The following is a 24,423-nucleotide window of genomic DNA, read 5'->3' as shown; positions in this document are numbered from 1 at the left end:
AAAGACAAGGAACGCCCATGACCACAGCCGCACGCATGGCCATCAGCTGGGTGGAGCAGGGTCTGGTCCCCGATACGGTGATCCGCCAGGGCATACGGCGCTTGCTGGCCCAGCGCCTGGAAGAGATCCAGGCCGGGGACTGCGGCGTCGCCGCGGAGGCAGCCGAGGAGCTGATCCGGGGCATGGATGCAGGCCCCATAGCCCTGGTGCCGGAACAGGCCAACGCGCAGCATTACGAGGTGCCGGCAGCCTTCTTCGAAAAGGTGCTGGGTCCACGACGCAAGTACAGCGCCTGCCACTGGGGCGAAGGCGTGACGGACCTGTCCCAGGCGGAGGCGAAGGCCCTGGCCCTGACCTGCGAGCATGCCGGCCTGGCCGACGGCCAGGACATCCTGGAACTGGGATGCGGCTGGGGGTCCCTGAGTCTCTGGATGGCGCAGAGCTATCCTGCCGCCCGCATCACCGCAGTTTCAAATTCCCGCTCCCAGAAGGCATTCGTCGAGTCCCGGGCCAAAGCCATGGGCTTGGCCAACCTGCGGGTGGTCACCGCGGACATGAACGACTTCGACATTTCGGAGCGTTTCGACCGCGTGGTCTCGGTGGAGATGTTCGAGCACATGCGCAACTGGCGCGCCCTGATCGCCCGGGTGCATGGCTGGCTGCGGCCGGAAGGACGGTTCCTCCTGCATGTGTTCTGCCACCGGTCCACGCCCTATTTCTTCGAGGAACAGGGGCCCACGGACTGGATGGGTCGCCACTTCTTCAGCGGCGGATTGATGCCCAGCGACGATTTGCCCCTGCGCTTCCAGGATCACATGAAACTGGTGCGACGCTGGCGCTGGGACGGTCGCCACTACGAACGCACGCTCAACGCCTGGCTTGAGGCCATGGACAGCCATAGAGCAGCTGTCATGCCCATCCTGGCCGAGACCTACGGCACCGAACAGGCCCAGCTTTGGTGGCAGCGCTGGCGCATCTTCTTCATGGCCTGCGCCGAACTGTTCGGCTATGACCAGGGACAGCAATGGTGGGTCGGGCATTACCTGTACCTGCGCCCGGAGGGGCGCGACTGATGTTCGCCGACGGACTGCGCCGGAACGCGGCCGTGTACCCGCCGGCCTGGCTGGTCAACCTGATGGCTTTCCAGGCCGGCTGGTGGGCCGTGGTGCTCACGGCATCCAGGGGACAGCCAGAGTGGGGGCTGGTAGTGGTGTCTGCCCTGGTGACCGGTCATCTGCGGTGGGTGCGGCCATACCGAAGCGAAGCGATCCTGTTGGGCCTTGCCATGCTGGCCGGCCTGGCCTTCGACAGCCTGCTCCAGGCCAGCGGCTGGGTGGCCTTCGCCGGCGAAGGCATGGCTGTATGGATGGCCCCCATGTGGATGGCCGCCTTGTGGGCTAACTTCGCCACCACCCTGAACGTGTCCCTGCGCCCCCTGCAGGGCCGTACCTGGCTGGCCGCCGGGCTCGGCGGCGTGGGCGGTCCCGCCGCCTATTGGGGTGGCGCGGAGCTGGGGGCCATGACATTCCTGAATGCCCCCGTCGCCCTGGCCGTGCTTGCGGCCGCCTGGGCCCTGTTGACACCCATGTTGTTGTGGGCCGCATCGGCCTTGGCTCGGGTGGACGAGCCATGAACGCCGGCTTTGCCTGGAATATTGCCCTGCTGGCCCTGGGCTGGATCGTCCTGGCTGCCGTGGCTACCTGGCTGGTGAGCCTCCCGCGGCGTGATGTGAGCATCGTCGACAGCCTCTGGGCGGTGATGATCGCCCTGGGCGGCTGGGCCTACGCCCTGGCCGCGCCACAGGTCGGCCCCCGGGAGGCGCTGGTCCTGGGGCTTTCCACCCTCTGGGCCCTGCGCCTGTCCAGCCATATCACCTGGCGCAACCGGGGGCATGGGGAGGACCGTCGCTACCAGGCCATCCGCGCCCGCAACCAGCCCCGTTTCGCATTCAAGAGCCTGTACCTGGTGTTCGGCCTGCAGGCGGTGCTGGCCTGGGTCGTGGCCCTGCCCCTCATGGCCGCCCTGTCCGGGGATGCGCCCCTGGGTCCCCTGGACTGGGCTGGGGCCTGTCTTTGGCTGTTCGGCCTGGCCCACGAAGGCCTAGCGGACTGGCAACTTGCCCGCTTCAAGGCCGATCCTGCCAACGCGGGCCGGGTCATGGACCGGGGCCTCTGGCGCTATAGCCGCCATCCCAACTATTTCGGCGAGTTCTGCGTCTGGTGGGGCGCCTGGCTTGTCGCCCTGGCAGCCGGCGGTCTCTGGACCATCGTCTCGCCCCTGCTGATGACCGTCTTGCTGCTGCGGGTCTCGGGCGTGACCCTGCTGGAGCAGGACATGGTGGAGCGGCGTCCCGCCTACCGCGACTATGTCGCCCGCACCAGCGCCTTCTTCCCCTGGCCCCGCCGGAGTGAACAGGCGAAATCCGTTGGGGAGGCCTTGAGATGAAACCCTGGGTGGCCCTCGTGGGCGCCGGACTGCTGGCCGGCTGCCAGACCACGCCCCTGCCGCCCATGGAACCGGTGGCCCAGGTGGACCTGGAGCGTTTCATGGGCGACTGGTACGTCATCGCCCATCTCCCTACCTTCCCGGAACGCAATGCCTGGAATGCCGTGGAGTCCTACAGGCTGAATACGGACGGCTCCGTGGTCACCACCTTCACCTTCCGGGAGGGCAGCTTCGACGGCGAGCCCCGCCGCATGACCCCCACCGGCTTCGTGGTGGAAAAGACCGGCAACGCGGTGTGGGGCATGCAGTTCATCTGGCCCATCAAGGCGGACTACCGCATCACATACCTGAGCGAGGACTACGGCGTCACCGTCATTGCCCGCCAGAAGCGGGACTACGTCTGGGTCATGGCACGTGCCCCCCTGATTCCCGAGGCACAGTACCGGGACATCGAGGCGCGCATCGCCGCCTGGGGCTACGACGTCACGAAACTGCGGCGCGTCCCCCAGCGGGGAGGCTACGCGCCATGAAGATCGCCATCGTCGGCAGCGGCATCGCGGGATTGACGGTCGCCCACCACCTGTTTCCGGAGCATGACTTCACCGTGTTCGAGGCCGGCGGCCACGTGGGCGGCCACGTGCGCACCCATGACGTGGACCTGGGCGGGCGGCACTACGCCGTGGACACCGGCTTCATCGTCTTCAATCACCGTACCTACCCCCATTTCACCCAGTTGCTGGCGGACCTGGGGGTGGAAAGCCAGGACAGCGACATGAGCTTCAGCGTCAGTTGCGGAAGCTCCGGCCTGGAATACAACGGCACCGGCCTGAACGCCCTGTTCGCCCAGCGCAGCAACCTGCTTCGGCCCCGCTTCTGGGGCATGCTGGGGGATGTGCTGCGCTTCAACCGGGAGGCCCCCGACCTGCTCAAGGCGGACGGAACGGAGGTGAGCCTGGGGGCGTACCTGGAGCGGGGGGGCTACGGGGCCATGTTCCGGGACTACTACATCATGCCCATGGGGGCGGCCATCTGGTCCACGGATCCGGCCCGCATGCTGGATTTCCCGGCGCGGTTCTTCGTGGGCTTCTTCATGAACCACGGCCTGCTGTCTGTCACCGACCGGCCCGCCTGGCGGGTGATCCAGGGCGGGTCCAGGTCCTATGTGGAGCGCCTGGTCGCGCCCTTCCGGGAACGGGTGCAGACCCGCAGGCCCATTCGGGCCGTAAGCCGTTTTCACGACCACGTGTCGCTGCATACGGACCAGGGCACCGAGCGCTTCGATGCGGTGTTCCTGGCCTGCCACAGCGACCAGGCTCTGGCCCTGCTGGCCGACCCCACGCCCGCGGAGCAGGCGGTGCTGTCCGCCATTCCCTACCAGGCCAATGACGCGGTGCTGCACACCGACACCCGCTTGCTGCCGAAGCGACGACTGGCATGGGCGGCCTGGAACTACCTCATGCCCGAGGGGCCTGGCGGCCGCGTCAGCCTCACCTACGACATGAACATCCTCCAGGGCCTGGATGCCCCGGAGACCCTGTGCGTCACCCTGAACGCCACGGAGCGCATCGATCCGGACAAGGTGATCGCCTCCATGACCTACCACCACCCCCTGTTCACGCCCGCCGGGGTGGCCGCCCAGCTGCGCCACCGGGAGATCGACGGCACCCGTCGGACCTACTACTGCGGCGCCTGGTGGCGCAACGGCTTCCACGAGGACGGGGTGGTGAGCGCCCTGGATGCCCTGCGCCACTTCGATGAGGATCGCCTGCACCTGCGGGTTCGACAGGCGGCGTGAACAGGACCATGTCTCCGGCAGCCGGCTCCCCTGAAATTCTGCACAGCGCCATCTACGAAGGCTGGGTAAGGCACCGCCGTCACGCGGTGGAAGGCCTTTCGCCACGGCCCCATGCCTTCGCCTACCGCCTCAACCTGTTGTGGCTGGATCTGGCGGAACTGGACCGGGTTTTCGCGGGCCGCTGGCTATGGTCCGTGGACCGGCCCAACCTGGCCTCCTTCCGCCGCGCCGACCACCTGGGCGACCCGGCCCTGCCCCTGGACGAGGCGGTGCGACGGGAGGTGGCCCGCCAGACCGGGCGTCGCCCCGGCGGCCCCATCCGCCTGCTCACCCATCCACGCTACTTCGGTTATGGCTTCAACCCGGTGAGTTTCTATTACTGCTACGGCGAGGACGGTGAAACCCTGGAGGCCATCGTCGCAGAGGTGACCAACACCCCCTGGAAGGAGCGCCACGTCTACGTCCTGCCCATGGATGCCAGCGGGGGCACGCCGGACAAGCCCCGCTTCCGCACCCCCAAGGCCTTCCACGTCTCGCCCTTCCTGCCCATGGACCTGGAGTACGCCTGGCGCCTGACCCGGCCCGGGGTCAGCCTGGTGGCCCACCTGGAGGACCTGGACCGGGGCCGGCGGGTGTTCGACGCCACCCTGAGCCTGCGCCGGCGCCCCCTCACCGGCGCCAACCTGGCCCGGGCCCTGGCGCGTTTTCCCTTCATGACCGGCCAGGTGGTGCTGGGCATCTACTGGCAGGCCCTGCGGCTGTGGCTGAAGGGCACGCCCGTGTTCGACCATCCGTCTCCCACCCCTTCCAGCAGCGAGCGGCCCGCATGAACGAAGAGACCCTTCACTCCAGCGCCCTGGATCACCACGCCCTGTCCGGCCAAGGGACCGGTTCGGGCAAGGACGGATTCCTTGCCAATCTGGCCAGGCGGGTCGTGCTGGCCCGCCTGGCGGGGATGCGCACGGGACGCCTGGTGATCAGGGAAAACGGAAAGACTTGGCGCCTTGGCGTCAGTGGTCCTGAGTCCAGGGTGGAGGTGCTGGACCCCGCATTCTGGGGCGATGTGGCCTTCGGCGGCAGCGTGGGAGCGGGTGAGGCCTACATGGATGGCATGTGGCGCTGCGACGACCTGGTCGGGCTCATGGGCCTGCTGCTGCGCAACAGGGCAGTGCTGGACGGCATGGAAGGGGGGGTGGCCCGACTCTCCGCCCCCCTGCGTGGCCTGCTGCACCGGTTCAATCGCAACACCCGCGCCGGCAGCCGCCGCAACATCGCCGCCCATTACGACCTGGGCAACGACTTTTACCGGCTTTGGCTGGACGAGACGATGATGTATTCCTGCGCCGTGTTCGAGGCACCGGACTTGGGCCTGGCCCAGGCCTCCGTCGCCAAGCTGGAGCGCATCTGCAGGAAGCTGGACCTGGGGCCGGATGACCACGTACTGGAAATCGGCACCGGCTGGGGCGGCTTCGCCCTCCATGCCGCTGGTCGCCATGGTTGCCGTATCACCACCGCCACCATTTCCCGTCGGCAATACGACCTGGCGCGAAGGCGGATCGCGGCGGCAGGGCTGGAAAGCCGAGTGAATGTGCTCCTGACTGACTATCGCGACCTGGAGGGGCAGTACGACAAGCTGGTGTCCATAGAAATGGTGGAGGCGGTGGGGGCGGAGCACCTGGGGACTTACTTCCGGCAATGCAGTCGCCTGCTCAAACCCGAAGGGGCCATGCTGCTGCAGGCCATCACCATCGCCGACCAGCGCTACGAGCAGGCCTTGCGGGGGGTGGACTTCATCCAGAAGCACATCTTTCCCGGCGGCTTCCTGCCCAGCGTGACTGCCCTGGCCAACGCCATGACCCGGGCTTCGGACCTGCGCGCCGTGCATCTGGAGGACATCGGTCCCCATTACGCGGAGACCCTGGCCCGGTGGCGCGCGAGCTTCCTGCAACAACTCGACGCCGTGCGCGCCCTGGGCTTCGACGAGCGCTTCATCCGCATGTGGGACTTCTACCTTTGCTACTGCGAGGGCGGATTCCGGGAGCGGGACATCGGCACGGTGCAGATGCTCCTGGCCAGGCCCGGCTGGCGAGGCGGCTCGCCGGTGCCTCCTAACACCCACCCCAGAAAGGAATCGCCATGATGACCGTGACCAAGGACCCCATCACCCTCAACGACGTCACCGACCTGGCCCACGCCCCCTTCGTCATCGAAGGCCAGGGCAGCGGCGAGATGAAGATCTATTTCGAGTCCGAGGCCAACAAGGCGGAATATCTGGGCACCGAGATGCATGGCGGGGTGAACTCCGCTGGCCTCAAGGCCATCTTCGACGACATCGCCGACAACCCCATCACCGGCAGCATCAACTGAAGGAGGGTCCCATGGGACACCGGCACCTGCTCATTGTTGCCCACGGCAGCCGCCGCGTCGCGTCCAACGACGAAGTGCGCGCCCTGGCCCAACGGGTGCGGGACCTGCGCTCGCCTGGCATCGACCACGTGGAGGCCGCCTTCCTGGAGCTGGCCGAGCCCTCCATCCCGGCGGGGCTGGAACGCTGCGTGGCCCTGGGGGCACGGGAGATCATCGTGTTTCCCTACTTCCTGGCGGCGGGGACCCACGTGGCCGTGGACATTCCCGAGGCCGTGCTGGAATTCTCGGAACGCCATCCCCAGGTGAACGTGCGCCTGGTGCGCCACCTGGGCGCCGTGGCGGGCATGCCCCGCACCATCCTGGACGCGGCCGGGGAGGCGGGCCATGGATGACGAGACACCTGATGAAGCCAGGGACGGCGCCGTGAACGTGCTGGGCTTCCCCCTGGAAACCTGTTCCCTGGAGCCCCTCACCGGCTTCACCCGCAGCGGATGCTGCGACACCGGCCCCGAGGACCGGGGATCCCACACCGTGTGCGCCCAGGTCACCGCCGAATTCATCGCCTTCAGCCGGGCCCGGGGCAATGATCTGGCCACGCCACGGCCCGAGATGGGATTTCCCGGCCTCAAGCCCGGAGACCGCTGGTGCCTGTGTGCCGCCCGCTGGCTGGAGGCCCTCAAGGCCGGGGTGGCACCCCCCCTCCTGCTTCAGGCCACCCATGCGCGGGCCCTGAACACCGTGGACCTTGCCATGCTCAAGACCCATGCCCTGGACCTGAACTGACGGGCATGGCTTTGGGAAAAAACTTCGAAGCGATGCGTCTATCGCTCTTCGACATTTTCCTCCAGCAGAGAGAAGAACACCCCCAGCACGCGCTGGGTACTGGGGGAAGGGGCGTCCCGCAGGTTCAGCAGCCTCTGCACGTGGTCTGCGTCGTCCGTTTCCCCATGGCAGGGGCCGTAGCCCATGCTCCAGTCGGCGAAATGGCGCCGCTCCAGGGGTTCCCGGTAGAGCACCCGCAGGTCGAAGTGGCGGGGGTCGGCCAGCAGCTTCGCCAGCAGGCCGTCCAGGGATGCCGCCGGGCCTTCCAGCACCTGGAAGAAACAGCCGCCATGGCACTGCAAGTGGCCCGTGATGCGGGCGGCCGGGTTGTTGCGGCGGGATTGCTCCAGGATCCGGCGGATCTCGTCTTCAGTGACGGTGGGGGCGGCGGTGCTGAGGTAGGCGAGGTGCTCGATGGCCATGGCAGGGAGGGATTTCTTGCGGTCGGGCGCGAGCATGGGGCATCCCCGGCATCCGGGCAAGGAGGGCTGTTCGTCGCTCCCGTCGCTCCCGTCGGCCTCGTCTCTTCGAGCGCGATGGGCGGGAACCTGGACGGGGCAAAACCTCACCAATGGCACAGTTCGGCACTTCGGCCGAACGACCATTTTGCGTTTCAAGGAGAGTGAACATGTCTTACCGCTTGCAGACCTCCCTGGGCCGGGGCCTGGCCGCCATGGCCGTCACCCTGGCGCTGACGGCACCCGCGGCCGCCGATCATTGGCGCGGCTACCCCGGCATGGGCTATGGCCATCCCGCCTGTCAGGGCTACCCGGGCCATCACCCCGGCATGGCCGATTGCCCCCACGCCAGGGGACCGGCCGAGGTGCCGCCCATGGCCGGCAAGGCCCTGGGCGTCTACATCAGCGACCTGCCCAACGCCATGCTGGACGCGGCGAATGTGGGCTACGGCGTGAACGTGGAGAAGGTGCAGGCCGACAGCCCTGCCGCCGCCGCGGGGATCCAGGCCGGCGATCTGATCACCGAGTTCGCCGGCAAGCCGGTGCTGTCCGGCGACCGCCTGCGCTGGCTGGTGCGCAAGGCGGAGTCGGGCAAGAGCCTGGACGTCAAGCTGATGCGGGAAGGCAAGCCCGCCACGGTGAGCGTCACCCTGCCGGCGCCCGCATCCAAGGGCAAGTGCGATCCCGCGGGCGCCCCGCGCCTGGGCACCTGAGCGGCGCCAGTGAATCCGGCAGGCATGGCCAACCCCGGCGTGTCTGCCGAAGACCGCAGCTTGACCCTCTCCCGGCGGGAGCGGGCGGCGAGGCTGGGCGAGGGCGGGGGCGGGTTCTGACGGCCGCCTGTCCCCCCGCCCCCCCGCCCCTGAGCTATCCCCCATGGAGAGAGAAGGAAAGGTTGTTTCGTTGCCGATCCATCAGATCCTTCGTGTTCGCCTTCCTGCCGCTGTGCCTGGGCACAGCGTTTCCCGCCATGGCTGAAGCCCTGATCATCGAGGACCGCCGCCATCCCGGCCTGGAGTCCGCCCGGGGCACCGCCTGGCGGCTGATCTCCGACCGGGTGATGGGCGGCGTGTCCGACGGCCGGCTCGTCCCGGCAACCCTGGACGGCCGGCCCTGCCTGCGGCTTTCCGGCTCGGTCAGCCTGGAGAACGACGGCGGTTTCCTGCAGGCCAGCCTGGACCTGGATCCCTCCGGTACCCTGGACGCCCGGGGATGGGCCGGCATCGAGCTGGAGGTGCGCGGTAACGGCGAGGGCTACAACCTCCACCTGCGCACGGCCGATACCCGCATCGTCTGGCAGTCCTACCGTGCCGGCTTCGTGGCAGCGGACCGCTGGCAGACCCTGCGCCTGCCCTTCAGCGCGTTCCGGCCCTACCGCATCGACCGGCCCCTGGACCTGGGCAGTCTGAGGCGGCTGGGCCTGGTGGCCATCGGCCGGGAGATGCAGGCGGACGTCTGCCTGGCCCGCCTGGCCCTGTATCCGTGACTGCCTCAGCGCCCGAGCAGGGGCCTGAGCTGCCTCCAGACGGTTTCCAGGATCAGGGGCTGGGCCGCGGCGTTGGGGTGAACACCGTCATCCAGGAAGTACTCGGGCCGGTCGGCGAAGCCTTCCAGCAGGAAGGGCGCGAAGGCGGTGCGGTGCTTCCCGGCGAGGGCGGCGAAGGACGCGGTGAATTCGCGGGTATAGGCCGGGCCGTAGTTGGGCGGCATGCGCACGCCCAGCAGCAAGACCTTGACCCGGCGCCGCTGCGCGGCCCGGATGATGCCGTCCAGGTTGGTCTGCATCTGGGAGACGGGCAGTCCGCGCAGGCCGTCGTTGCCCCCCAGGGCGAGGATCAGGAGCGCCGGTCGATGCTGCTCCAGCGCCCGTCCGATGCGGGACAGGCCGCCGGCGCTGGTCTCGCCGCTGATACTGGCATTGACGACGCGGTGCGTGAACTTATCCTGCCGCAGGCGTTCCTCCAGTAGCGTGACCCAGCCCTGCTGGCGGGGCAGGCCGTAGGCCGCCGAGAGGCTGTCGCCGAACACCAGGATGGTGCCTCCCGCGGCATGGGCCGCCGGGATGGCAACCAGGCAATAGAGCCAGAACAGGAAGATGCGCATGGACATTGGAGAACAGGATCGGGCAATCGTTCAGACGCGGGGTCTCGCCAAGGTGGTGCCCGGCGGCGCGGCCCCCCTCACCATCCTGGACGATATCAACTTCAGCGCCCGTGCGGGAGAAGCGGTCGCCATCGTCGGCGCCTCCGGGTCCGGGAAATCCACCCTGCTGGGCCTCATGGCCGGGCTGGACATTCCCAGCGCCGGGCAGGTCCTGCTGGACGGCACAGACCTGGTGGGCCTGGACGAGGACGGCCGCGCGGCCCTGAGGGCGCGGCTGCTCGGCTTTGTCTTCCAGTCCTTCCAGCTGCTGCCCGCCTTCACGGCCCTGGAGAACGTGATGCTGCCCCTGGAGCTGGCCGGCGGCGCCGATGCCGAGGCCCAGGCGCGGCAGATGCTGCGGCGGGTCGGCCTGGGCGACCGCCTGCGCCACTATCCCAAGCACCTCTCCGGGGGCGAACAGCAGCGCGTGGCCCTGGCCCGGGCCTTCGTGGTGCGGCCCCGCCTGCTGCTGGCCGACGAGCCTACCGGCAACCTGGATGCCGGCACCGGCGCCGGCATCATCGACCTCATGTTCGAATTGAACGCGGAGGCCGGCACCACCCTGGTGCTGGTCACCCACGACGAGCATCTGGCCGCCCGCTGCCACCGCCTGGTGCGTCTGGCCGCCGGCCGGATCGTGGCGGGGTGATGCCGTGAGCCTGCTCCTGCGCTTCTTCCTGCGCGACTGGCGTACCGGGGAACTCACCGCCCTGGCGCTGGCCCTCGTCGTGGCGGTGACCAGCGTCACCAGCGTGGGCTTCTTCGCGGACCGGGTGCGCCAGTCCCTGGTCATGAATGCCCACCAGCTGCTGGGGGGCGACCTGCAGATCACGGCCGACCGTCCCCTGCCGGCCCGGTTCCGGGACGAGGCCAGCGGCCGGGGATTGCTGGCGGCCGAGGGCCTGTCCTTCATCAGCATGGCCCGGGGCCCGGGCGGCGCCCAGCTCGCCGCGCTGAAGGCGGTCGGCCCGGGCTACCCGCTGCGGGGCAGGCTGCGCATCGCGGACTCGCCGGCGCTTGCCGGCGACGAGACCGGGCGAGGACCGGCCCCGGGCGAGGTCTGGGTGGACCCCCGCTTCGTCGCCCTGACCGGGACGAAACCGGGCGACCTGCTGGAACTGGGGGAGGCGCGCCTGCGGGTCGCGGCCATCCTCACCCATGAGCCCGACCGGGGCATGGCCTTTTTCAACCTGGCCCCCCGGGTCATGCTGCACCTGGACGATGTGCCCGGCACCGGCCTGGTCCAGCCGGGCAGCCGCGTCAGGCACCAGCTCTATCTGGCCGGCGACGCCCGCGCCGTGAAGGCCTACCGGGCCTGGGTCGAGCCGCGCCTGGACAGGGGACAGAAGCTGCAGACCCTGGACGATGCGGGGCCCGAGGTGAAGGGCGGGCTGGAGCGGGCCCAGACCTTCCTCGGCCTCACCGCCCTGCTGGCCGTGATCCTGGCCGCCGTGGCCGTGCATCTGGCGGCCCGGCGCTACGTGGAGCGCCACTACGACGGCTATGCCGTGATGCGCTGCCTGGGCGCCGGGCAGGGCCGGCTGGTGCGCCTGTTCGTGGGCCAGTTCCTGCTGCTGGGCAGTATCGCGGGCGCCCTGGGCAGCCTCCTGGGCTACGGTGCCCAGGCGGTGATCGGGCTGCTGCTGGGGGACCTGCTGGCCGTCGACCTGCCGCTGCCCTCCGCCCTGCCGGCCCTGCAGGGCTTCGCCACCGGCTATGTGCTGCTGCTGGGGTTTGCCTCGCCGCCCCTGCTGCAGCTGAAGTCCGTCCCGGCCCTGCGCGTGCTGCGCCGGGAGGCCGGCACTCCCGGCCCGCGCCCGCTCCTGGCCTATGTCCTGGGCCTTGCAGCCCTGGCCGGCCTGCTGGTCTGGCAGACCGGCGACCCGAAGCTTTCCGCCTATGTGCTGGGCGGCTTCCTGGCCGCTTTTGCCGTCTTCGCGCTGGCCACCCTGGCGGTCCTGGGCCTGGCGGTCCGTGGCGGGCGCCGGAGCGGATTTGCCTGGCACTACGGCCTCGCCAGCCTGCGCCGCCGCAGCCGGTCCAATACCGTTCAGGTCGTGTCCCTGGCCGTGGGCATCACCGCCATCCTGCTGCTGGCCTTCACCCGGGGCGACCTGCTGGACGCCTGGCGGGCCAAGACCCCGGCGGACGCCCCCAACCGCTTCGTGCTGAACATCCAGCCCGAGCAGCGCGACGCGGTCCTGGCCTTCTTCCGGGAGCACGGCCTGCCGGAGCCGGAACTCCACCCCATGGTGCGCGGCCGCCTCATGGCCATCAACGCGCGTCCGGTGCGGGCCGGGGACTACCGGGAAGACCGCGCAGCCCGCCTGGTGGAACGGGAGTTCAACCTCTCCTACATGACCGAACTGCCCCAGGCCAACGCAGTCGTGGCGGGCCGCTGGTCTGGCCTCCCCGGCGCCGATGGTCTGTCCATCGAGGAGGGCATCGCCCAGACCCTGGACATCCGCCTGGGGGACCGCCTGAGCTGGTCCGTGGGCGGGGAGACCTTCAGCGCCCCCGTCACCAGCGTGCGCCGCGTGGACTGGGACTCCATGCGGGTGAATTTCTTCGTCATCGCCCTGCCGTCGCTCCTGGCGGAGTACCCCGCCAGCTACATCACCAGCTTTCGCGTCTCGCCGACCCAGTCCGGCGCCATGACCGGGCTGGTGCAGGCCTTCCCCAACCTGACCGTGGTGGACGTGACGGCAGCCCTGAACCAGGCCCTGTCCCTGACCGAGCGCATGATCGGCGCGGTGCAGTTCGTCTTCCTGTTCGCCCTGGGAGCGGGCGTCGTGGTGCTCTACACGGCCTTGCTCAACACCCAGGGGGAACGCGTGCGGGAGGCGGCCCTGCTGCGCGCCCTGGGGGCCAGCCGGCGGCTGGTGGCGGCGTCCCAGCGCAGCGAGTTCCTGGCCATCGGCTTGCTGGCGGGGTTGCTGGCCTCGGCGGCGGCGGCGGCCATCGGTGCGGCCCTGGCCATTGGGGTGTTCGAGTTCGCCGCCTACGTCCCCGACCCCTGGCTTTGGGCGGCGGGGCCGGCCCTGGGCCTGGCGTGCGTGGGCCTCAACACCTGGCTGGGCGCCCGCGCTGCCCTGGAGGCGCCCCCCATGGGGGTGCTGCGGGAGATCTAGGCGCTCCTATTCCGCTGCGGGGAATTCCGCCAGGCGCCGGCGGGCCTGGGCCAGCAGGTTGTCCACCATCTCCTCGCCGGGGCCGGAAAAGACGTCGTAGTGGTCTTCCAGCCGGTCGATGACGTCCTGGACCTGCTGCCGGCCGCAGGCCTTGCGCAGGGCCTCCATCAGATTCATCAGCCACTTGTCATGGTCCATGGGACGGCTCCCTATGCCGGTGGGCGGTGTGCCTTCATGGGTTCAGCCCAGCAGCCGCTCGATGTCCGCCGCCAGCTCGGCGGGCGGGGTGGCGGGCGCGTAGCGGCGCGCCACCCGTCCGTCCCGGTCCACCAGGAACTTGGTGAAGTTCCACTTGATGGCCTGGGTGCCCAGCAGGCCGGGAGCGGCGCGGGTGAGATGGCGGAAGAGGGGGTGGGCGTGTTCGCCGTTGACCTCGATCCTGGCCGACAGCGGGAAGCTCACGCCATAGCGCATGGCGCAGAAGTGTGCAATCTCCGCCGCGTCGCCCGGTTCCTGGTGGCCGAACTGGTTGCAGGGAAAGCCGATGACCACGAGGCCCCGGTCCCGGTAGGTCTGCCACAGGGCTTCCAGCCCCGCGTACTGGGGCGTGAAGCCGCACCGGCTGGCGGTGTTGACCAGCAGCATGACCCGGCCCAAGTAATCAGCCAGGCGCAGGGTTCCCCCCTCCAGGCCGGGCACCGTGAAGTCGTGGAGGGGCGCGCTCACAGCACCAGGGGCCCCACGTGGGCCACGGCGGTGGGATCTTCGCGCCAGAGAGCGGGGTCGGCGTCCACGTAGAGCTCCACCACCAGGCCGTCCGGATCCCGCAGGTAGAGGGACTGGCTGACGCGATGGTCGGACTGGCCCAGGAGGGGTATGCCCAGTCCCCGCAGCCTGTCTCGCCAGGCCCGCAGCACATCCAGGCTGTCGCCCACCTTGAAGGCCAGGTGGTGCAGTCCCGGTGTGTGGCGTGGCGGGGTGCCGGCCTGGCCGCCTGCCTCCACGAGGGCCAGGTCGTGGTGGCGTTGGCCGCCGCTCAGGAAGACCATGTCCCCCAGGCGCGCCACCTCCCGCAGTTCCAGGGCGTCGCGGTAGAAGTCCAGGGCCCGGCCCAGGTCGCCCACCTTGAGCACGGCATGGCCCAGGCTGGGCGGGGTCATGGGCTCTCCCCGGGCGCGACGGGGATCCTGGCCCGCAACAGGGTGGCCACGTCCACCCGGGCGCCCAGGCGGGCGCAGAGCAGGAACAGACCGGCGAGCTTGCGGTGCAGGAAGATCAGGTCCGCCGGGGGCGGGCGCCAGTGGCCCTGGTCGAAGCCCAGGACATAGCTGGAGTCGCGCAGCCGTACGGTCAGGTCGGAGGCGCCGAAGTCGTAGGCGCCAACCTGGCGCGCCGGCTCGCACACCAGGAGGAACAGTTCTGTGATCGCATGGCGGCGGGCGGGCGGGTCCGATTCGGCCAGGTAGCCCAGGGCCTGGGCGGCCATCTCCACACCCGCTTCGTCCCTGCGGTAGGCGGCGGCCATGAGGCCGCGCAGTTGGGCCATGCGATCCGCCGGGTAGGCGCGGGTGGCACCGAAGTCCAGCAGGGCGATGCGCCCGGATTCGGCATCGTAGCGGTAGTTGGCGAAGTTGGGATCGGTCTGCACCAGACCGAACTCGAAGAACTCCCGGAACAGCAGGCCGATGAGCAGCCCCGCCACCCGGTCGCGCAAGGCCGGCTCGGCCTGCGCCAGGGTCTCCACCGGGACCCCGGGCACGAAGCTCATGGCCAGCACGTGTTCCGTGGTGAGCTCGTCCACCACCCCGGGCAGCAGGAAATCGGGATCCCGGCCCAGCAGGGCGTTGAACTCGCGGATGTGCCCGGCCTCGCGCCGGTAGTCCGCTTCCGCGTGGAGCTGGCGCTTGGCCTCCGCCAGCAGCTCGTCGAGCCGGGCCTCTCCGGGCAGCAGGGGCAGCACCCGCAACAGGGCGGCCACGTTGTCCACGTCGCTGTCGATGCCCCGGGCCACACCCGGGTATTGCACCTTGATGGCCAGATGGCGCCCGTCCTTCAGGCGGGCCTCGTGCACCTGGCCGATGGAGGCCGCCGCCAGGGGGGTGAAGGCGAAGCGCTCGAAACGGGTCTCCCAGCCTTCCCCCCAGGACGCTTCCAGCACCCCGGCCACCTGTCCGAGGGGCATGTAGTGGGCGTTTTCCCGCAGGCGAGCCAGGATGGCGGTGAATTCCGGCGGCAGCAGGTCGCCCGCCTCCATGGACAACAGCTGCCCCACCTTCATGGCCGCGCCCCGCAGGCGGGATAGCTTGTTCGCCAGACGGGCGGCATTGGCCGGGGTCAGCAGCAGGTCCCGCCCCCGGGGCAGTTCCCCCTGGACCACGCGGCGGGCGCCCTCCGCCAGCATGCCGCCGGCCAGCCCCGCCGCCAGGCCGCCCAGGTGCATGAGGCGGCTGGCGCGGTGGGCGGGTACCGGAGCGCTGGGGGGAGCGGGGGCGGCCGGCATGGACTAGGCCTCTTGCGTCTGCGCCAGTGTGGGGTAGTCGGTATAGCCCGCGGGACCGGGGGTGTAGAAGGTGGCTGGGTCCGGCACATTGAGGGGGGCGCCTCGGCGGATGCGCTCCGGCAGGTCCGGGTTGGCCAGGAAGGCGGTGCCGAAGGCCACGGCGTCCAGGCTGCCGGCGGCAACGGCGGCTTCAGCCTCTTCCGGGGTATAGCCCATGTTGCCGATCAGGGAGCCCTGGAAATGCGCACGGGCGGGCGTCACCACATCGGCTTGCTGCAGGCCGAAGAAATCTGCCCGCATGACGTGCAGGTAGGCGAGATTGAAGGCGTTGATCTCCGTCGCCAGCCAGGCGGTGAGGCCCACGGGGTCGCTGTCCCGCATGTCGTTGTAGCTGTTGAGGGGGGAGATGCGCAGGCCCACCCGCTCGCCGCCCCATACGCCGCTCACGGCCTCAAGTACCTCGAGCAGCAGGCGGGCGCGGTGGGATAGGGGGCCGCCGTAGGGGCCCTGGCGATGGTTGGCCCCGTCCCTCAGGAATTCGTCCAGCAGGTAGCCGTTGGCGCCATGGACCTCGACGCCGTCGAAGCCCGCGGCTTTCGCGTTGACGGCGGCGGCGCGGAAGCCCGCAACCATGCCTGGCAGTTCCTCGTCCCCCAGGGCCCGGGGTTCCACGTGGGGCACCTGGTTGCCGTCCGGCGTGTATATGCCGTCGCCCTGTATTGCCAGGGCGCTGGGGGCCACCGGCTGGGCGCCCTCGTTCATGAGGGGGTGGCAGGCCCGGCCGCCGTGCCATATCTGCAGGAAGATGCGCCCCCCGGCAGCGTGCACGGCATCTGTGACGAGCTTCCAGCCTGCCACCTGGGCGGGCGAGTGGATGCCCGGTTCGGACCAGAACGCCGAGTTGCCCTCCATGACCATGGTGGCCTCGGCGATGATCAGGCCGGCGCCGGCGCGCTGGGCGTAGTGCTGGGCCATGAGGGGGCCGGGCACATGGCCGGGTTCGGCCCGGCAACGGGTCAGGGGGGCCATGAGGATGCGGTTGGGCAATTCGATGGCACCCAGTTGGAGGGGGCTGAAAAGTGTGGGCATGGGCGGCTCGCGGTAAACGATGGGGGGCTAGGGTGTCAGCTGGGATTGTCGCTCAATACGGCCACCAGTCCCTGATTGCCAGGCAGGGCGAGCAGGACTTCCACCATGCGCTTCAAGGCCATTTCCTCTCCTCCTTGACGAACCTCCACATGGTCGTCCGGGGGCATGGGGGCACACTTTGAAAGGGGAATCGCCGAGGCTCTGCCCAGGCCGGTCATGCGGCCGCCGTCGGTTACCAGGTAGTAGCTGCGATAGACCTCGCGGTCGTCAGGGCCTTGTCCATGCATCTTCAGAGTCATCATTTCCATGGGCGGGGATTCTGGTTCCAATTATTGCCAAGGGCCGATGCGCCCTGGGGACGCACCGGTGTGATGGAGGCAGCCCCCTCGGGGGCCCGTGTCGGAGCACTCAGTACTGGTCCGCGGCCCACTCGTCGATGGGGATGCAGGCACGTGCGGTAGGGGAGTTGGAGTCGCCCAGCATGGGGGTCAGGCAGATGTATTCCTGTCCGTCCTGGGCCACCAGGTTGCGTATGGGCAATTGATCCACGGTCTCGAAGCCCCGGGTTTCCGTGACGACGAAATCGAATTCGTCGCCCACGTTGATCTCCAGCCGGCCGCCGTTGCCCGCGCCGTATTTTTCCCACCAGCTGCCGGGGTCGGCTCCATTGTAGCTGGGGGACATGGCATGGCTGCTGCGTTGGTGCCAGGCAAGGACGGCGGGCTCCTGCATGCGCTGCTCCATGGCCGCGCCCCTGGCCAGCTGGAGCGCCTTGGCGAAGTTCAGATCGTTGCCCTGGTAATCGATGCGAATGGTTTCCATGGTGTATCTCCTCTCGGGGTTGTGCCGGTTTGGCCTGCGGGTCGACGGAATTCCGTCCATATTTTGTCTAGGACAAAATAAAAAAAGTTCAAGGATTTCGTCATCGACCAGTCAAGGTGCCACCCAGGTCGTCAGGAGACTTCGTGGGCTTCCCGTAGCTGCAAGCGCCACATCTCCGCGTAGCGTCCATCCCGGGCCAGCAGGGTGTCGTGGCTGCCCCGCTCCAGGATGCGGCCGGCTTCCAGCACCAGGATCTCGTCCGCGTCCACCACCGTGGAAAGGCGGTGGGCGATGACCAGGGTGGTGCGGTTCTCCGAGACACGGGCCAGTTCGTGCTGGATCGCCTTTTCCGTGGCGGTGTCCAGGGACGAAGTGGCTTCGTCGAACACCAGGATGGGCGGGTTCTTGAGGATGGCCCGGGCGATGGCTACCCGCTGCTTCTCGCCGCCGGAGAGCTTGAGGCCCCGCTCCCCCACCACGGTGTCGTAGCCGTCGGGCAGGGTGGCGATGAAGGCGTCCAGATGGGCGGCCCTGGCCGCCTCCAGCACTTCCTCCCGGCTGGCGTCGGGCCGGCCGTAGGCCAGGTTGTGGTAAAGGGAGTCGTTGAACAGCACCGTGTCCTGGGGAACCATGCCGATGGCGGCCCGCAGTGAAGCCTGGGTCACGGCGCGGATGTCCTGGCCGTCGATGAGGATGCGGCCGCCCGTCACATCGTAGAAGCGGAACAGCAGGCGGGACAGGGTGGACTTGCCCGCACCGCTGCTGCCCACCACCGCCACCTTGTGGCCGGCGGGAATGGTGAAGTCGATGCCGTGCAGGATGGGGCGGCGCTCGTCGTAGGCGAAGTGCACGGCCTCGAAGCGGACCTCGCCCTGGGTGACTCCCAACGGCTTGGCGTCGGGGGCATCCACGATCTCCGGCGTGCGGTGCAGGATGCCGAACAGTTTTTCCATGTCCGTGAGGGCGTTGCGTATTTCCCGGTACACCGTGCCCAGGAAGTTCAGGGGGATGAAGAGCTGCAGCAGGTAGGCATTCACCAGCACCAGGTCGCCGATGGTCATGGTCTTGTGGGCCACGCCCTGGGCCGCCAGGCCCATCATGGCGGTAACACCGCAGGCGATGATGAGGGCCTGGCCGCCGTTGAGCCAGGCCAGGGAGATTTCCGAGCGCACCGCCGCGTCCTCCGCCGCATGCAGGTCGGCCTTCAGCCGCTTCGCCTCATAGGTCTCGTTGTTGAAATACTTCACCGTCTCGTAGTTGAGCAGGCTGTCCACGGCCCGGGCCTGGGCCAGGGCGTCGGTCTCGTTCATGGCGCGGCGGTGCTTGAGGCGCCAGTTGGTCACGGTGACGGTGAAGGCGATGTACACCACCAGGGTCATGAGGGTGATGCCGCCGAACCAGGGGTCGTACTTGACGAACAGCACCCCGGCCACCATGAGGATCTCCAGCAGGGTGGGGGCGATGTTGAAAAGGGAGAAGTTGATGAGGAAGCGGATGGAGCGGCCGCCCCGGTCGATCTCCGCCGCCACGCCGCCGGTGCGGCGCTCCAGGTGGAAGCGCAGGGACTGGGCGTGGAGTTTCTGGAACACGTCGTGGATCACGCCCCGCATGGCCCGCTGCAGCACCCGGGCGAAGAGGCCGTCGCGGATCTCGGTGAAGGCGGTGTTGCCGAAGCGCAGCAGGCCGTAGAGGAGGATGAGGAAGATCGGCAGCAGCAGCGCCGTGTCCGGATGCTGCAGGCCGTCGACGATGTCCTTCAGCACCAGGGGCACGGCCACGTTGGCCAGCTTGGCGCCCAGGAGCAGGGCGAAGGCGGCCAGCACCCGGCCCTTGTATTGCCATACGTAGGGGAAAAGGGCCAGGGCCGCGCGCCACTGGCTCAGGGTGATGCGGGGGCCCATGGTGTCGGAACGGATGCGGTCGTGGGCCATGGTCGGGCAGGGATCGGTAAAACAATGGCTGGAGATTAACCCACAGCCGGGTCCTGCGCGGAAGTCAGGTGATTTTCTGGCCGGCCAGCAGTTCGGTGGCCTTTTCCGCGGCAACCGGCCTGCTGTAGTAGAAGCCCTGATAGGCGTCGCAGCCCAGTTCCCGCAGGTAGTTGAGCTGCTCCACGGTTTCAACGCCCTCTGCCACCACGTTGAGCTTGAGACCCTTGGCCATGGCGGTGATGCCAGCCACGATGGTGGCACCACTGTGGTGGCTGGAGAGGTCATGGATGAAGCTGCGGTCGATCTTCAGGGTGTGGACTGGCAACCGCTTCAGGTAGGAGAGGGACGAGTAGCCAGTACCGAAGTCGTCGATGGATATGTCCACGCCATGGTCCGCCAGTTTGCGCAGCTTGCTGATGGCGCCTTCCACGTCCCGCATGAGGGCGCTTTCCGTGATCTCCACCTCGATGCCAGCGCCCCGGGCGCATCCACCGAGCATGGTTTCCATGAAGCGCTCCACGAAGCGGGGGTGTTCTATCTGCCGCGCCGAGATGTTCACCGCCAGGGTGGGGGTGGGCAGGCCCGCCGCCGTCCACAGGTTGGCCTGGCGGCACACGGAGTTCAACACGAAGTCGCTGATGGGGTTGATCAGGCCGCAGTCCTCGGCGATGGAGATGAAGTCGTCGGGCTGCACCAGACCCTTGCGGGGGTGGTTCCAGCGGATCAGGGCCTCCATGCCCCGTATGCGCTGGGTCTCGATATCCACCTGGGGCTGGTAGTACACCTGGAACTGGCCCTCCTGGAGGCCGTGGCGCATGTCGTTTTCCACGGACAGGCGGCCGGACAGGGCCTTGTTCAATTCGCTCGTGAAGAATTTGAAGTTGTTCCGGCCATGGTCCTTGGCGTGGTACATGGCGATGTCGGCGTGCTTGATGAGGGCTTCCCGGTTGTCGCCGTCCTCCGGGTAGAGGGCGATGCCGATGCTGACGCCGATGAAGATTTCATGGGTGTCGATGTTGAAGGGCGTTTTCAGCGCGGAAAGAATCTTCTCGGCGATGAAGATGACGTTATCCCGGTTGCGTATCTGGGGCAGCAGGAGCATGAACTCGTCGCCGCCGATGCGGGACAGGGTGTCGCCTTCCCGCAGGCAGGCCTTCAGGCGCTGGGCCACGGCCTGGAGCAGGGCATCGCCGACCTGGTGGCCCAGGGTGTCGTTCACCACCTTGAAGCGGTCCAGGTCCAGGAACATGACAGCCATGCTCTGGCCGTGGCGCTTGGCCTGGACCATGGCCTGGCCAAGACGGTCGTGGAAAAGGGTGCGGTTGGGCAGGCTGGTGAGCTGGTCGTGGTAGGCCTGAAAGGTGATGGTGGCTTCCGCCTGCTTGCGCTCGCTCACATCCCGGGCCACGCCGTAGGTGCCCAGGAACTGCTGCTTGCCGTCCGGCAGTGAGCGGTACATGCCCATGGCGGAGAGTTCGACGATGATCTGGTTCTCGCCGGAGGGGGTTAGTTCAGTGAGCAGATCGTCCTTCCGGCGCAGGCGTAGCTCGTGGTTGCGGGTGGCCCGCTCGCCGGTGCGGCGCTCGTTGAGTCGGTTACGGGCGTTGTCCGTTTCCCCGGGGGGCACCAGGACCAGGTAGTCCTGGCCGATGAGTTCCTCGGGTCCGTAGCCCAGGGTGCGTTGCACACTTTCGCTGAGGAAGGTGAAGGTGCCCGTGGCGTCCAGGGTGTAGATGATGTCGGGGGAGATGTTAACCAGCAGCCGATACCACTCCTCGGAATGCTCGATCTGCTCCTGCAGGCGAAAGTTGTCCCGCTCCAGTCGCACCCGTCCAACCGCGTTGCGCATGGTCTGGATGAGCTCTTCCGGTTCGTAGGGCTTGCGCAGGTAGTCATAGGCCCCCATGCGCAGGGACTTGATGGCGGACTCGATCTGGTCGTCGGCACTGGCGATGATGATGCGGCAATGGGGCTGGTGTGCGCGTAGCCAGGCCATGATCTCGTGGCCATTGGCGTCGGGCAGGTGCAGGTCCAGCAGGGCCACGTCGTATTCCCGCTTGTCCAGCTTGCTGAAGGCCTGGGCCCCGTTGAGTGCGGTGTCGATGCTGTCCACCACGTGGGACAGCAGCATGCGCGTGCTGTCCAGGTAGCGCGGTTCGTCCTCCACGATGAGCAGGCTCACCTGGGGATGATGGGGGTGCGCTTCTGGCAGGGATTGCATCTCCGGCTCGATATGGGGCTTGAAAGGTTCCAGGTTGTTCAACTAGTGCGCGCTTTCATGCAAGGGGCAATGATATCTGGAAGGTGGTGCCCGAAGTGTTGCTCTTGTAAGTGATATTTCCCTCCAGGGATTCGGTCAGGTTCTTGACGATGGACAAGCCCAGGCCGGCATGGCCTTCGCCCTTTTCCGTGTGCACCGGTTCGAATAGCGCGTCCATGCGCTCCGGGGGGATGCCTGGGCCGGAATCGGCTACCTGTATTTCCAGGAAACGTTCCCGCCGCTGGTTGGTGACGGCGGCGGTTTCCAGTCGCACGGTGCCTCCGTCCGGAGTGGCCTCCAGGGCATTGAGCAGCAGGTTGAGAATGATCTGCTTGAGCTTGTCCCGGTCATGGGGCAGTCGGGGCAGGGCGGGGGCCAGCGCGGTGTCGATGCGTACCCCCTTGGCATGCCAGGTGGGGGCGGTGACCTTGACCATGTCATCGATGAGGGTATTGATGTCCGAATCTTCGCTCAGGTCACCAGGTTCCACGTCCTCCTGCAGCATGCCACGCACGATGCGCACGATGCGGTCCAGTTCCTCATGGATGATGCGCAGTTCATCGACGATGGGGGCGTCGTCCCCCAGCTTCACCTTGAGGATGGCCAGGTAATTCTTGATGATGCCCAGGGGATTGTTCACCTCGTGGGCCGCGCGCCGCACCCGGCCGGTGAGGACGTCCACCGCACCGCCAGTGCCCGCTTCCACCACGATGGGGGCCACGGGGGCCTTGCCGGCCAGTTCCCCCAGGCGCGTGTAATGCCGCGGGTCCGAGGCCAGCTTTTCCAGGGCATCCCGGTCGCCGCATACCAGCAGCACGCCGCGGCTGCCGCCTTCCCCCACGGGCAAGGCCGCCAGGCCTTCGGCATTGGCCTGTCGGATCAGCTGCAGGTCCAGCAGGGCCGTGTCGCTGGCGTCGGCGTAGGCCACCACGCAGCTGCGCGTGAACAGGGCGCGCACGGCGGCGGTGTTGCTGCCTTCCATGCGCAGGCTGATGGCTGGCGGGACCAGGTTGCCCAGGGGCTGGGACACCAGGCTGCTGGTGCGCTTGTCCAGGGCCAGGTAGGTGGGGTCGTACAGGCCTTCCTCCGCGGCCAGGCTGCTGGCCAGGGCGGCGATGGCGGCCAGGGTGCCGCCGCTCCGGGTGTCCGCCGCCGATTCCAGGCGGCCGTAGCGCAGGATCTCCGTAGCAACTTCATCGGGCGGGATGGCCTGGATCGTCTTGGTGAGTTCTTCAGTGTTCTTCTTGGCGTTATGCAGCATTTCCCTAAGCGTTTCTGTAGATAAGGGTTGGGACAGGAAAACCCCGTCGGCCGGGGGGGAAATGGGATCCCGGCTGAGACCGGGCAACAGCCGGTGGGCCGCCAGGGCGCAACGTACCAGCAATGCCGCATCCCGTAGCCGTTCGGCAGGTTCGTCCAGGTAGCGCAGCACGTCCGGCAGGAAGCTGCGAAGGGGGATGCGTTCCACCTGGGCCAGGCAGGCCAGGCGGGCGGCCTCCGGGTTCTCGGCGTTGCGTGCGAAGTTGGGTAGGTGGGTCAACAGGCCCGCCAGCCAGGCCTCTTGCAGGTTGCTGTAGCCCTGGGCCTCGGCCAGGTCCCGGCACAGCACGGCGGTGGCCACGGCCTGGTGCCAGACCTGGTCCAGGCTGCCTCCCTTGTCGCCCCCGGCCATGAGTTGGGCTACCGCCCCGCCCAGGGCCAGCTGCTTCAGGGTATGGGTGCCAAGCCGCTCCAGGGTCCTGTCCAGGTCCATTTCCGCCAGCAGGGCGTTGGGATGGATGCCCGCCACTGCGCGGAGGGTATGGAGGCAGAGGGCGGGGTCCAGGAAAAGCAGGCGGCGGAGCTCCTGGGTCATGGTCTGGCTGCCTCCGAGCCCGGCCAGGAGGTGGGCCAGCACGCCAGGATGGCTGACGCACCTGAGCTCGGCAACGGGCGAAGCGCCTGCTAGGAGCTTGGTGGATGATCTAGCCATGGGAAGGAAATGCTTCTAAGGGTGTGCCCCATGACAAAGCAAGCTTTGTGCCTTGTTTTGGCGCAGACAAAAACCAATGGGATCAGTGGTTTATGTGCGCTCTCGGGGGGGGCTGGGTGGGGGTGTAAAGAATACCGACAAGTGTGGTGGCCTTTCAGTCGACCTTTTCCCTGGCCACGTCCCGCAGCAGCCTGAAAAGAGCCCGGCTGGACTTGGGCGGCTTGCTTTCCGCCGCTTCCCGGCGGGCATTTCGGATGAGCTGGCGCAGGGGTTGGGCGTCGGTGTCCGGGTACAGTGCGAGCCATTGGGTCACGGCCTCGTCATCCTGAAGGAGCCGGTCCCGCCATTGCTCCAGGGCATGGAAGGCGGCCTTGGCAACATTGGATTCGCCCCGGATCTCGGCCAGTTGTTCGGCAATGGCGTCCGCGTCCACGTCCCGCATGAGCTTGCCGATCAGCTGCATCTGGCGGCGGATGGCGCCGTGGCTGGTGATGCGCTTGGCTTCCATCACCTCGGCCCGCAGGGCATCGGGAAGATCCAGTTTTTCCAGGCGGTCCCTGGATAGCTTGACCAGTTCCTTGCCCATGTCCTGCAAGGCGTTGGCCTCCCGTTTGCGCTGGCTCTTGCTGGGGCCGCTGTATTCCTGGAAATCCTCGTCTTCCATGGCGAAGGGCTGAAATGTGAAGGGT

General features: G+C 68.1%; 27 protein-coding genes. 14 read left to right on the top strand and 13 right to left on the bottom strand.

The features are described 5' to 3' along the window. Positions 1 to 17 precede the first annotated feature (17 nt). From H6935_06810 to H6935_06765, 10 genes are read left to right on the top strand one after another with little or no spacing between them, the layout of a single operon-like run. On the top strand, positions 18 to 1,073 hold the full coding sequence (locus H6935_06810; GenBank protein MCP5278056.1) for a class I SAM-dependent methyltransferase: 1,056 nt from the start codon (positions 18 to 20) through the stop codon (positions 1,071 to 1,073). After that, complete coding sequence (locus H6935_06805) at positions 1,073 to 1,633, top strand: DUF2878 domain-containing protein (GenBank protein ID MCP5278055.1); 561 nt, start codon at positions 1,073 to 1,075, stop codon at positions 1,631 to 1,633. The genes H6935_06810 and H6935_06805 overlap by 1 nt, the downstream gene beginning before the upstream one ends. Beyond that, positions 1,630 to 2,445: a DUF1295 domain-containing protein gene (locus H6935_06800; GenBank protein MCP5278054.1), complete on the top strand. Its 816-nt coding sequence runs from the start codon at positions 1,630 to 1,632 to the stop codon at positions 2,443 to 2,445. The genes H6935_06805 and H6935_06800 overlap by 4 nt, the downstream gene beginning before the upstream one ends. Then, positions 2,442 to 2,975: a lipocalin family protein gene (locus H6935_06795; protein MCP5278053.1), complete on the top strand. Its 534-nt coding sequence runs from the start codon at positions 2,442 to 2,444 to the stop codon at positions 2,973 to 2,975. Before H6935_06800 ends, H6935_06795 begins: the two co-directional genes overlap by 4 nt. Further along, positions 2,972 to 4,240: an FAD-dependent oxidoreductase gene (locus H6935_06790; protein MCP5278052.1), complete on the top strand. Its 1,269-nt coding sequence runs from the start codon at positions 2,972 to 2,974 to the stop codon at positions 4,238 to 4,240. The genes H6935_06795 and H6935_06790 overlap by 4 nt, the downstream gene beginning before the upstream one ends. Before the next feature lie 8 nt (positions 4,241 to 4,248). Beyond that, positions 4,249 to 5,070 (top strand): DUF1365 domain-containing protein, encoded by an 822-nt coding sequence (locus H6935_06785; protein ID MCP5278051.1) that lies wholly within the window; start codon positions 4,249 to 4,251, stop codon positions 5,068 to 5,070. Next, positions 5,067 to 6,380, top strand: a complete 1,314-nt coding sequence (locus tag H6935_06780; protein MCP5278050.1) for a class I SAM-dependent methyltransferase — start codon at positions 5,067 to 5,069, stop codon at positions 6,378 to 6,380. The genes H6935_06785 and H6935_06780 overlap by 4 nt, the downstream gene beginning before the upstream one ends. Continuing rightward, positions 6,377 to 6,607 (top strand): hypothetical protein, encoded by a 231-nt coding sequence (locus tag H6935_06775; protein ID MCP5278049.1) that lies wholly within the window; start codon positions 6,377 to 6,379, stop codon positions 6,605 to 6,607. The genes H6935_06780 and H6935_06775 overlap by 4 nt, the downstream gene beginning before the upstream one ends. Positions 6,608 to 6,618: 11 nt before the next feature. Further along, on the top strand, positions 6,619 to 6,999 hold the full coding sequence (locus H6935_06770; GenBank protein ID MCP5278048.1) for a CbiX/SirB N-terminal domain-containing protein: 381 nt from the start codon (positions 6,619 to 6,621) through the stop codon (positions 6,997 to 6,999). Then, a complete protein-coding gene (locus tag H6935_06765) occupies positions 6,992 to 7,390 on the top strand; it encodes a DUF2237 domain-containing protein (GenBank protein ID MCP5278047.1) in 399 nt (132 codons plus the stop codon). Before H6935_06770 ends, H6935_06765 begins: the two co-directional genes overlap by 8 nt. Positions 7,391 to 7,428: 38 nt before the next feature. Here H6935_06765 and H6935_06760 read toward each other — a convergent pair whose 3' ends face one another. Beyond that, the gene (locus H6935_06760) at positions 7,429 to 7,887 is read right to left on the bottom strand and encodes a BLUF domain-containing protein (GenBank protein MCP5278046.1); all 459 of its coding nucleotides are present in this window, start codon (positions 7,885 to 7,887) and stop codon (positions 7,429 to 7,431) included. Positions 7,888 to 8,057: 170 nt separating this feature from the next. Here H6935_06760 and H6935_06755 point away from each other — a divergent pair, with 170 nt between their 5' ends. Further along, positions 8,058 to 8,600 (top strand): PDZ domain-containing protein, encoded by a 543-nt coding sequence (locus H6935_06755; GenBank protein ID MCP5278045.1) that lies wholly within the window; start codon positions 8,058 to 8,060, stop codon positions 8,598 to 8,600. A 257-nt stretch (positions 8,601 to 8,857) separates the two neighbouring features. Beyond that, complete coding sequence (locus H6935_06750; GenBank protein ID MCP5278044.1) at positions 8,858 to 9,373, top strand: CIA30 family protein; 516 nt, start codon at positions 8,858 to 8,860, stop codon at positions 9,371 to 9,373. Between the two features lie 5 nt (positions 9,374 to 9,378). Here H6935_06750 and H6935_06745 read toward each other — a convergent pair whose 3' ends face one another. Continuing rightward, entirely contained in the window at positions 9,379 to 9,996 is a 618-nt protein-coding gene (locus H6935_06745) for an arylesterase (protein MCP5278043.1), read from the bottom strand. Between H6935_06745 and H6935_06740 the strand changes: the two genes are divergently transcribed. Together H6935_06740 and H6935_06735 are read left to right on the top strand one after the other, a co-directional pair. Beyond that, the gene (locus tag H6935_06740) at positions 9,983 to 10,678 is read left to right on the top strand and encodes an ABC transporter ATP-binding protein (protein ID MCP5278042.1); all 696 of its coding nucleotides are present in this window, start codon (positions 9,983 to 9,985) and stop codon (positions 10,676 to 10,678) included. The genes H6935_06745 and H6935_06740 overlap by 14 nt on opposite strands. A gap of 4 nt (positions 10,679 to 10,682) precedes the next feature. Next, positions 10,683 to 13,160: an ABC transporter permease gene (locus H6935_06735; GenBank protein ID MCP5278041.1), complete on the top strand. Its 2,478-nt coding sequence runs from the start codon at positions 10,683 to 10,685 to the stop codon at positions 13,158 to 13,160. A 6-nt stretch (positions 13,161 to 13,166) separates the two neighbouring features. Here the strand turns inward: H6935_06735 and H6935_06730 are convergent, their stop codons facing one another. The 11 genes from H6935_06730 to H6935_06680 form a co-directional block, all read right to left on the bottom strand. Continuing rightward, complete coding sequence (locus H6935_06730; GenBank protein ID MCP5278040.1) at positions 13,167 to 13,358, bottom strand: hypothetical protein; 192 nt, start codon at positions 13,356 to 13,358, stop codon at positions 13,167 to 13,169. A 42-nt stretch (positions 13,359 to 13,400) separates the two neighbouring features. Beyond that, positions 13,401 to 13,886 carry a glutathione peroxidase gene (locus H6935_06725; GenBank protein MCP5278039.1) on the bottom strand — a complete coding sequence of 162 codons (486 nt, stop codon included), beginning with the start codon at positions 13,884 to 13,886 and terminating at the stop codon, positions 13,401 to 13,403. After that, positions 13,883 to 14,320 (bottom strand): VOC family protein, encoded by a 438-nt coding sequence (locus tag H6935_06720; protein ID MCP5278038.1) that lies wholly within the window; start codon positions 14,318 to 14,320, stop codon positions 13,883 to 13,885. Before H6935_06720 ends, H6935_06725 begins: the two co-directional genes overlap by 4 nt. Continuing rightward, the gene (locus tag H6935_06715; GenBank protein MCP5278037.1) at positions 14,317 to 15,660 is read right to left on the bottom strand and encodes an AarF/ABC1/UbiB kinase family protein; all 1,344 of its coding nucleotides are present in this window, start codon (positions 15,658 to 15,660) and stop codon (positions 14,317 to 14,319) included. Before H6935_06715 ends, H6935_06720 begins: the two co-directional genes overlap by 4 nt. A gap of 3 nt (positions 15,661 to 15,663) precedes the next feature. Then, positions 15,664 to 16,749 carry an alkene reductase gene (locus H6935_06710; GenBank protein ID MCP5278036.1) on the bottom strand — a complete coding sequence of 362 codons (1,086 nt, stop codon included), beginning with the start codon at positions 16,747 to 16,749 and terminating at the stop codon, positions 15,664 to 15,666. Positions 16,750 to 16,784: 35 nt separating this feature from the next. Further along, positions 16,785 to 17,057 (bottom strand): hypothetical protein, encoded by a 273-nt coding sequence (locus H6935_06705; GenBank protein ID MCP5278035.1) that lies wholly within the window; start codon positions 17,055 to 17,057, stop codon positions 16,785 to 16,787. A gap of 100 nt (positions 17,058 to 17,157) precedes the next feature. Further along, entirely contained in the window at positions 17,158 to 17,571 is a 414-nt protein-coding gene (locus tag H6935_06700; protein MCP5278034.1) for an AF1514 family protein, read from the bottom strand. Positions 17,572 to 17,702: 131 nt separating this feature from the next. Then, the gene (locus H6935_06695; protein ID MCP5278033.1) at positions 17,703 to 19,472 is read right to left on the bottom strand and encodes an ABC transporter ATP-binding protein/permease; all 1,770 of its coding nucleotides are present in this window, start codon (positions 19,470 to 19,472) and stop codon (positions 17,703 to 17,705) included. 94 nt (positions 19,473 to 19,566) lie between these two features. Then, positions 19,567 to 21,765, bottom strand: a complete 2,199-nt coding sequence (locus H6935_06690) for an EAL domain-containing protein (GenBank protein MCP5278032.1) — start codon at positions 21,763 to 21,765, stop codon at positions 19,567 to 19,569. Between the two features lie 13 nt (positions 21,766 to 21,778). Continuing rightward, positions 21,779 to 23,734: an HDOD domain-containing protein gene (locus H6935_06685; protein ID MCP5278031.1), complete on the bottom strand. Its 1,956-nt coding sequence runs from the start codon at positions 23,732 to 23,734 to the stop codon at positions 21,779 to 21,781. A gap of 154 nt (positions 23,735 to 23,888) precedes the next feature. Beyond that, on the bottom strand, positions 23,889 to 24,398 hold the full coding sequence (locus H6935_06680) for a DUF615 domain-containing protein (GenBank protein ID MCP5278030.1): 510 nt from the start codon (positions 24,396 to 24,398) through the stop codon (positions 23,889 to 23,891). Positions 24,399 to 24,423 lie beyond the last annotated feature (25 nt).

The sequence above is a fragment of the Thiobacillus sp. genome (genome assembly GCA_024235835.1).
Taxonomy (GTDB): Bacteria; Pseudomonadota; Gammaproteobacteria; order Burkholderiales; family Thiobacillaceae; genus PFJX01.
This window is presented reverse-complemented; position numbering and strand designations above follow the sequence as displayed.

Excerpts from the sequence above, each read along its gene's own strand:
- H6935_06810 (MCP5278056.1), top strand. The coding sequence starts at position 18 with ATGACCACAGCCGCACGCATGGCCATCAGCTGGGTGGAGCAGGGTCTG.
- H6935_06805 (MCP5278055.1), top strand. The coding sequence starts at position 1,073 with ATGTTCGCCGACGGACTGCGCCGGAACGCGGCCGTGTACCCGCCGGCC.
- H6935_06800 (MCP5278054.1), top strand. The coding sequence starts at position 1,630 with ATGAACGCCGGCTTTGCCTGGAATATTGCCCTGCTGGCCCTGGGCTGG.
- H6935_06795 (MCP5278053.1), top strand. The coding sequence starts at position 2,442 with ATGAAACCCTGGGTGGCCCTCGTGGGCGCCGGACTGCTGGCCGGCTGC.
- H6935_06790 (MCP5278052.1), top strand. The coding sequence starts at position 2,972 with ATGAAGATCGCCATCGTCGGCAGCGGCATCGCGGGATTGACGGTCGCC.
- H6935_06785 (MCP5278051.1), top strand. The coding sequence starts at position 4,249 with ATGTCTCCGGCAGCCGGCTCCCCTGAAATTCTGCACAGCGCCATCTAC.
- H6935_06780 (MCP5278050.1), top strand. The coding sequence starts at position 5,067 with ATGAACGAAGAGACCCTTCACTCCAGCGCCCTGGATCACCACGCCCTG.
- H6935_06775 (MCP5278049.1), top strand. The coding sequence starts at position 6,377 with ATGATGACCGTGACCAAGGACCCCATCACCCTCAACGACGTCACCGAC.
- H6935_06770 (MCP5278048.1), top strand. The coding sequence starts at position 6,619 with ATGGGACACCGGCACCTGCTCATTGTTGCCCACGGCAGCCGCCGCGTC.
- H6935_06765 (MCP5278047.1), top strand. The coding sequence starts at position 6,992 with ATGGATGACGAGACACCTGATGAAGCCAGGGACGGCGCCGTGAACGTG.
- H6935_06760 (MCP5278046.1), bottom strand. The coding sequence starts at position 7,887 with ATGCTCGCGCCCGACCGCAAGAAATCCCTCCCTGCCATGGCCATCGAG.
- H6935_06755 (MCP5278045.1), top strand. The coding sequence starts at position 8,058 with ATGTCTTACCGCTTGCAGACCTCCCTGGGCCGGGGCCTGGCCGCCATG.
- H6935_06750 (MCP5278044.1), top strand. The coding sequence starts at position 8,858 with ATGGCTGAAGCCCTGATCATCGAGGACCGCCGCCATCCCGGCCTGGAG.
- H6935_06740 (MCP5278042.1), top strand. The coding sequence starts at position 9,983 with ATGCGCATGGACATTGGAGAACAGGATCGGGCAATCGTTCAGACGCGG.
- H6935_06745 (MCP5278043.1), bottom strand. The coding sequence starts at position 9,996 with ATGTCCATGCGCATCTTCCTGTTCTGGCTCTATTGCCTGGTTGCCATC.
- H6935_06730 (MCP5278040.1), bottom strand. The coding sequence starts at position 13,358 with ATGGACCATGACAAGTGGCTGATGAATCTGATGGAGGCCCTGCGCAAG.
- H6935_06720 (MCP5278038.1), bottom strand. The coding sequence starts at position 14,320 with ATGACCCCGCCCAGCCTGGGCCATGCCGTGCTCAAGGTGGGCGACCTG.
- H6935_06715 (MCP5278037.1), bottom strand. The coding sequence starts at position 15,660 with ATGCCGGCCGCCCCCGCTCCCCCCAGCGCTCCGGTACCCGCCCACCGC.
- H6935_06710 (MCP5278036.1), bottom strand. The coding sequence starts at position 16,749 with ATGCCCACACTTTTCAGCCCCCTCCAACTGGGTGCCATCGAATTGCCC.
- H6935_06705 (MCP5278035.1), bottom strand. The coding sequence starts at position 17,057 with ATGGAAATGATGACTCTGAAGATGCATGGACAAGGCCCTGACGACCGC.
- H6935_06700 (MCP5278034.1), bottom strand. The coding sequence starts at position 17,571 with ATGGAAACCATTCGCATCGATTACCAGGGCAACGATCTGAACTTCGCC.
- H6935_06695 (MCP5278033.1), bottom strand. The coding sequence starts at position 19,472 with ATGGGCCCCCGCATCACCCTGAGCCAGTGGCGCGCGGCCCTGGCCCTT.
- H6935_06685 (MCP5278031.1), bottom strand. The coding sequence starts at position 23,734 with ATGGCTAGATCATCCACCAAGCTCCTAGCAGGCGCTTCGCCCGTTGCC.
- H6935_06680 (MCP5278030.1), bottom strand. The coding sequence starts at position 24,398 with ATGGAAGACGAGGATTTCCAGGAATACAGCGGCCCCAGCAAGAGCCAG.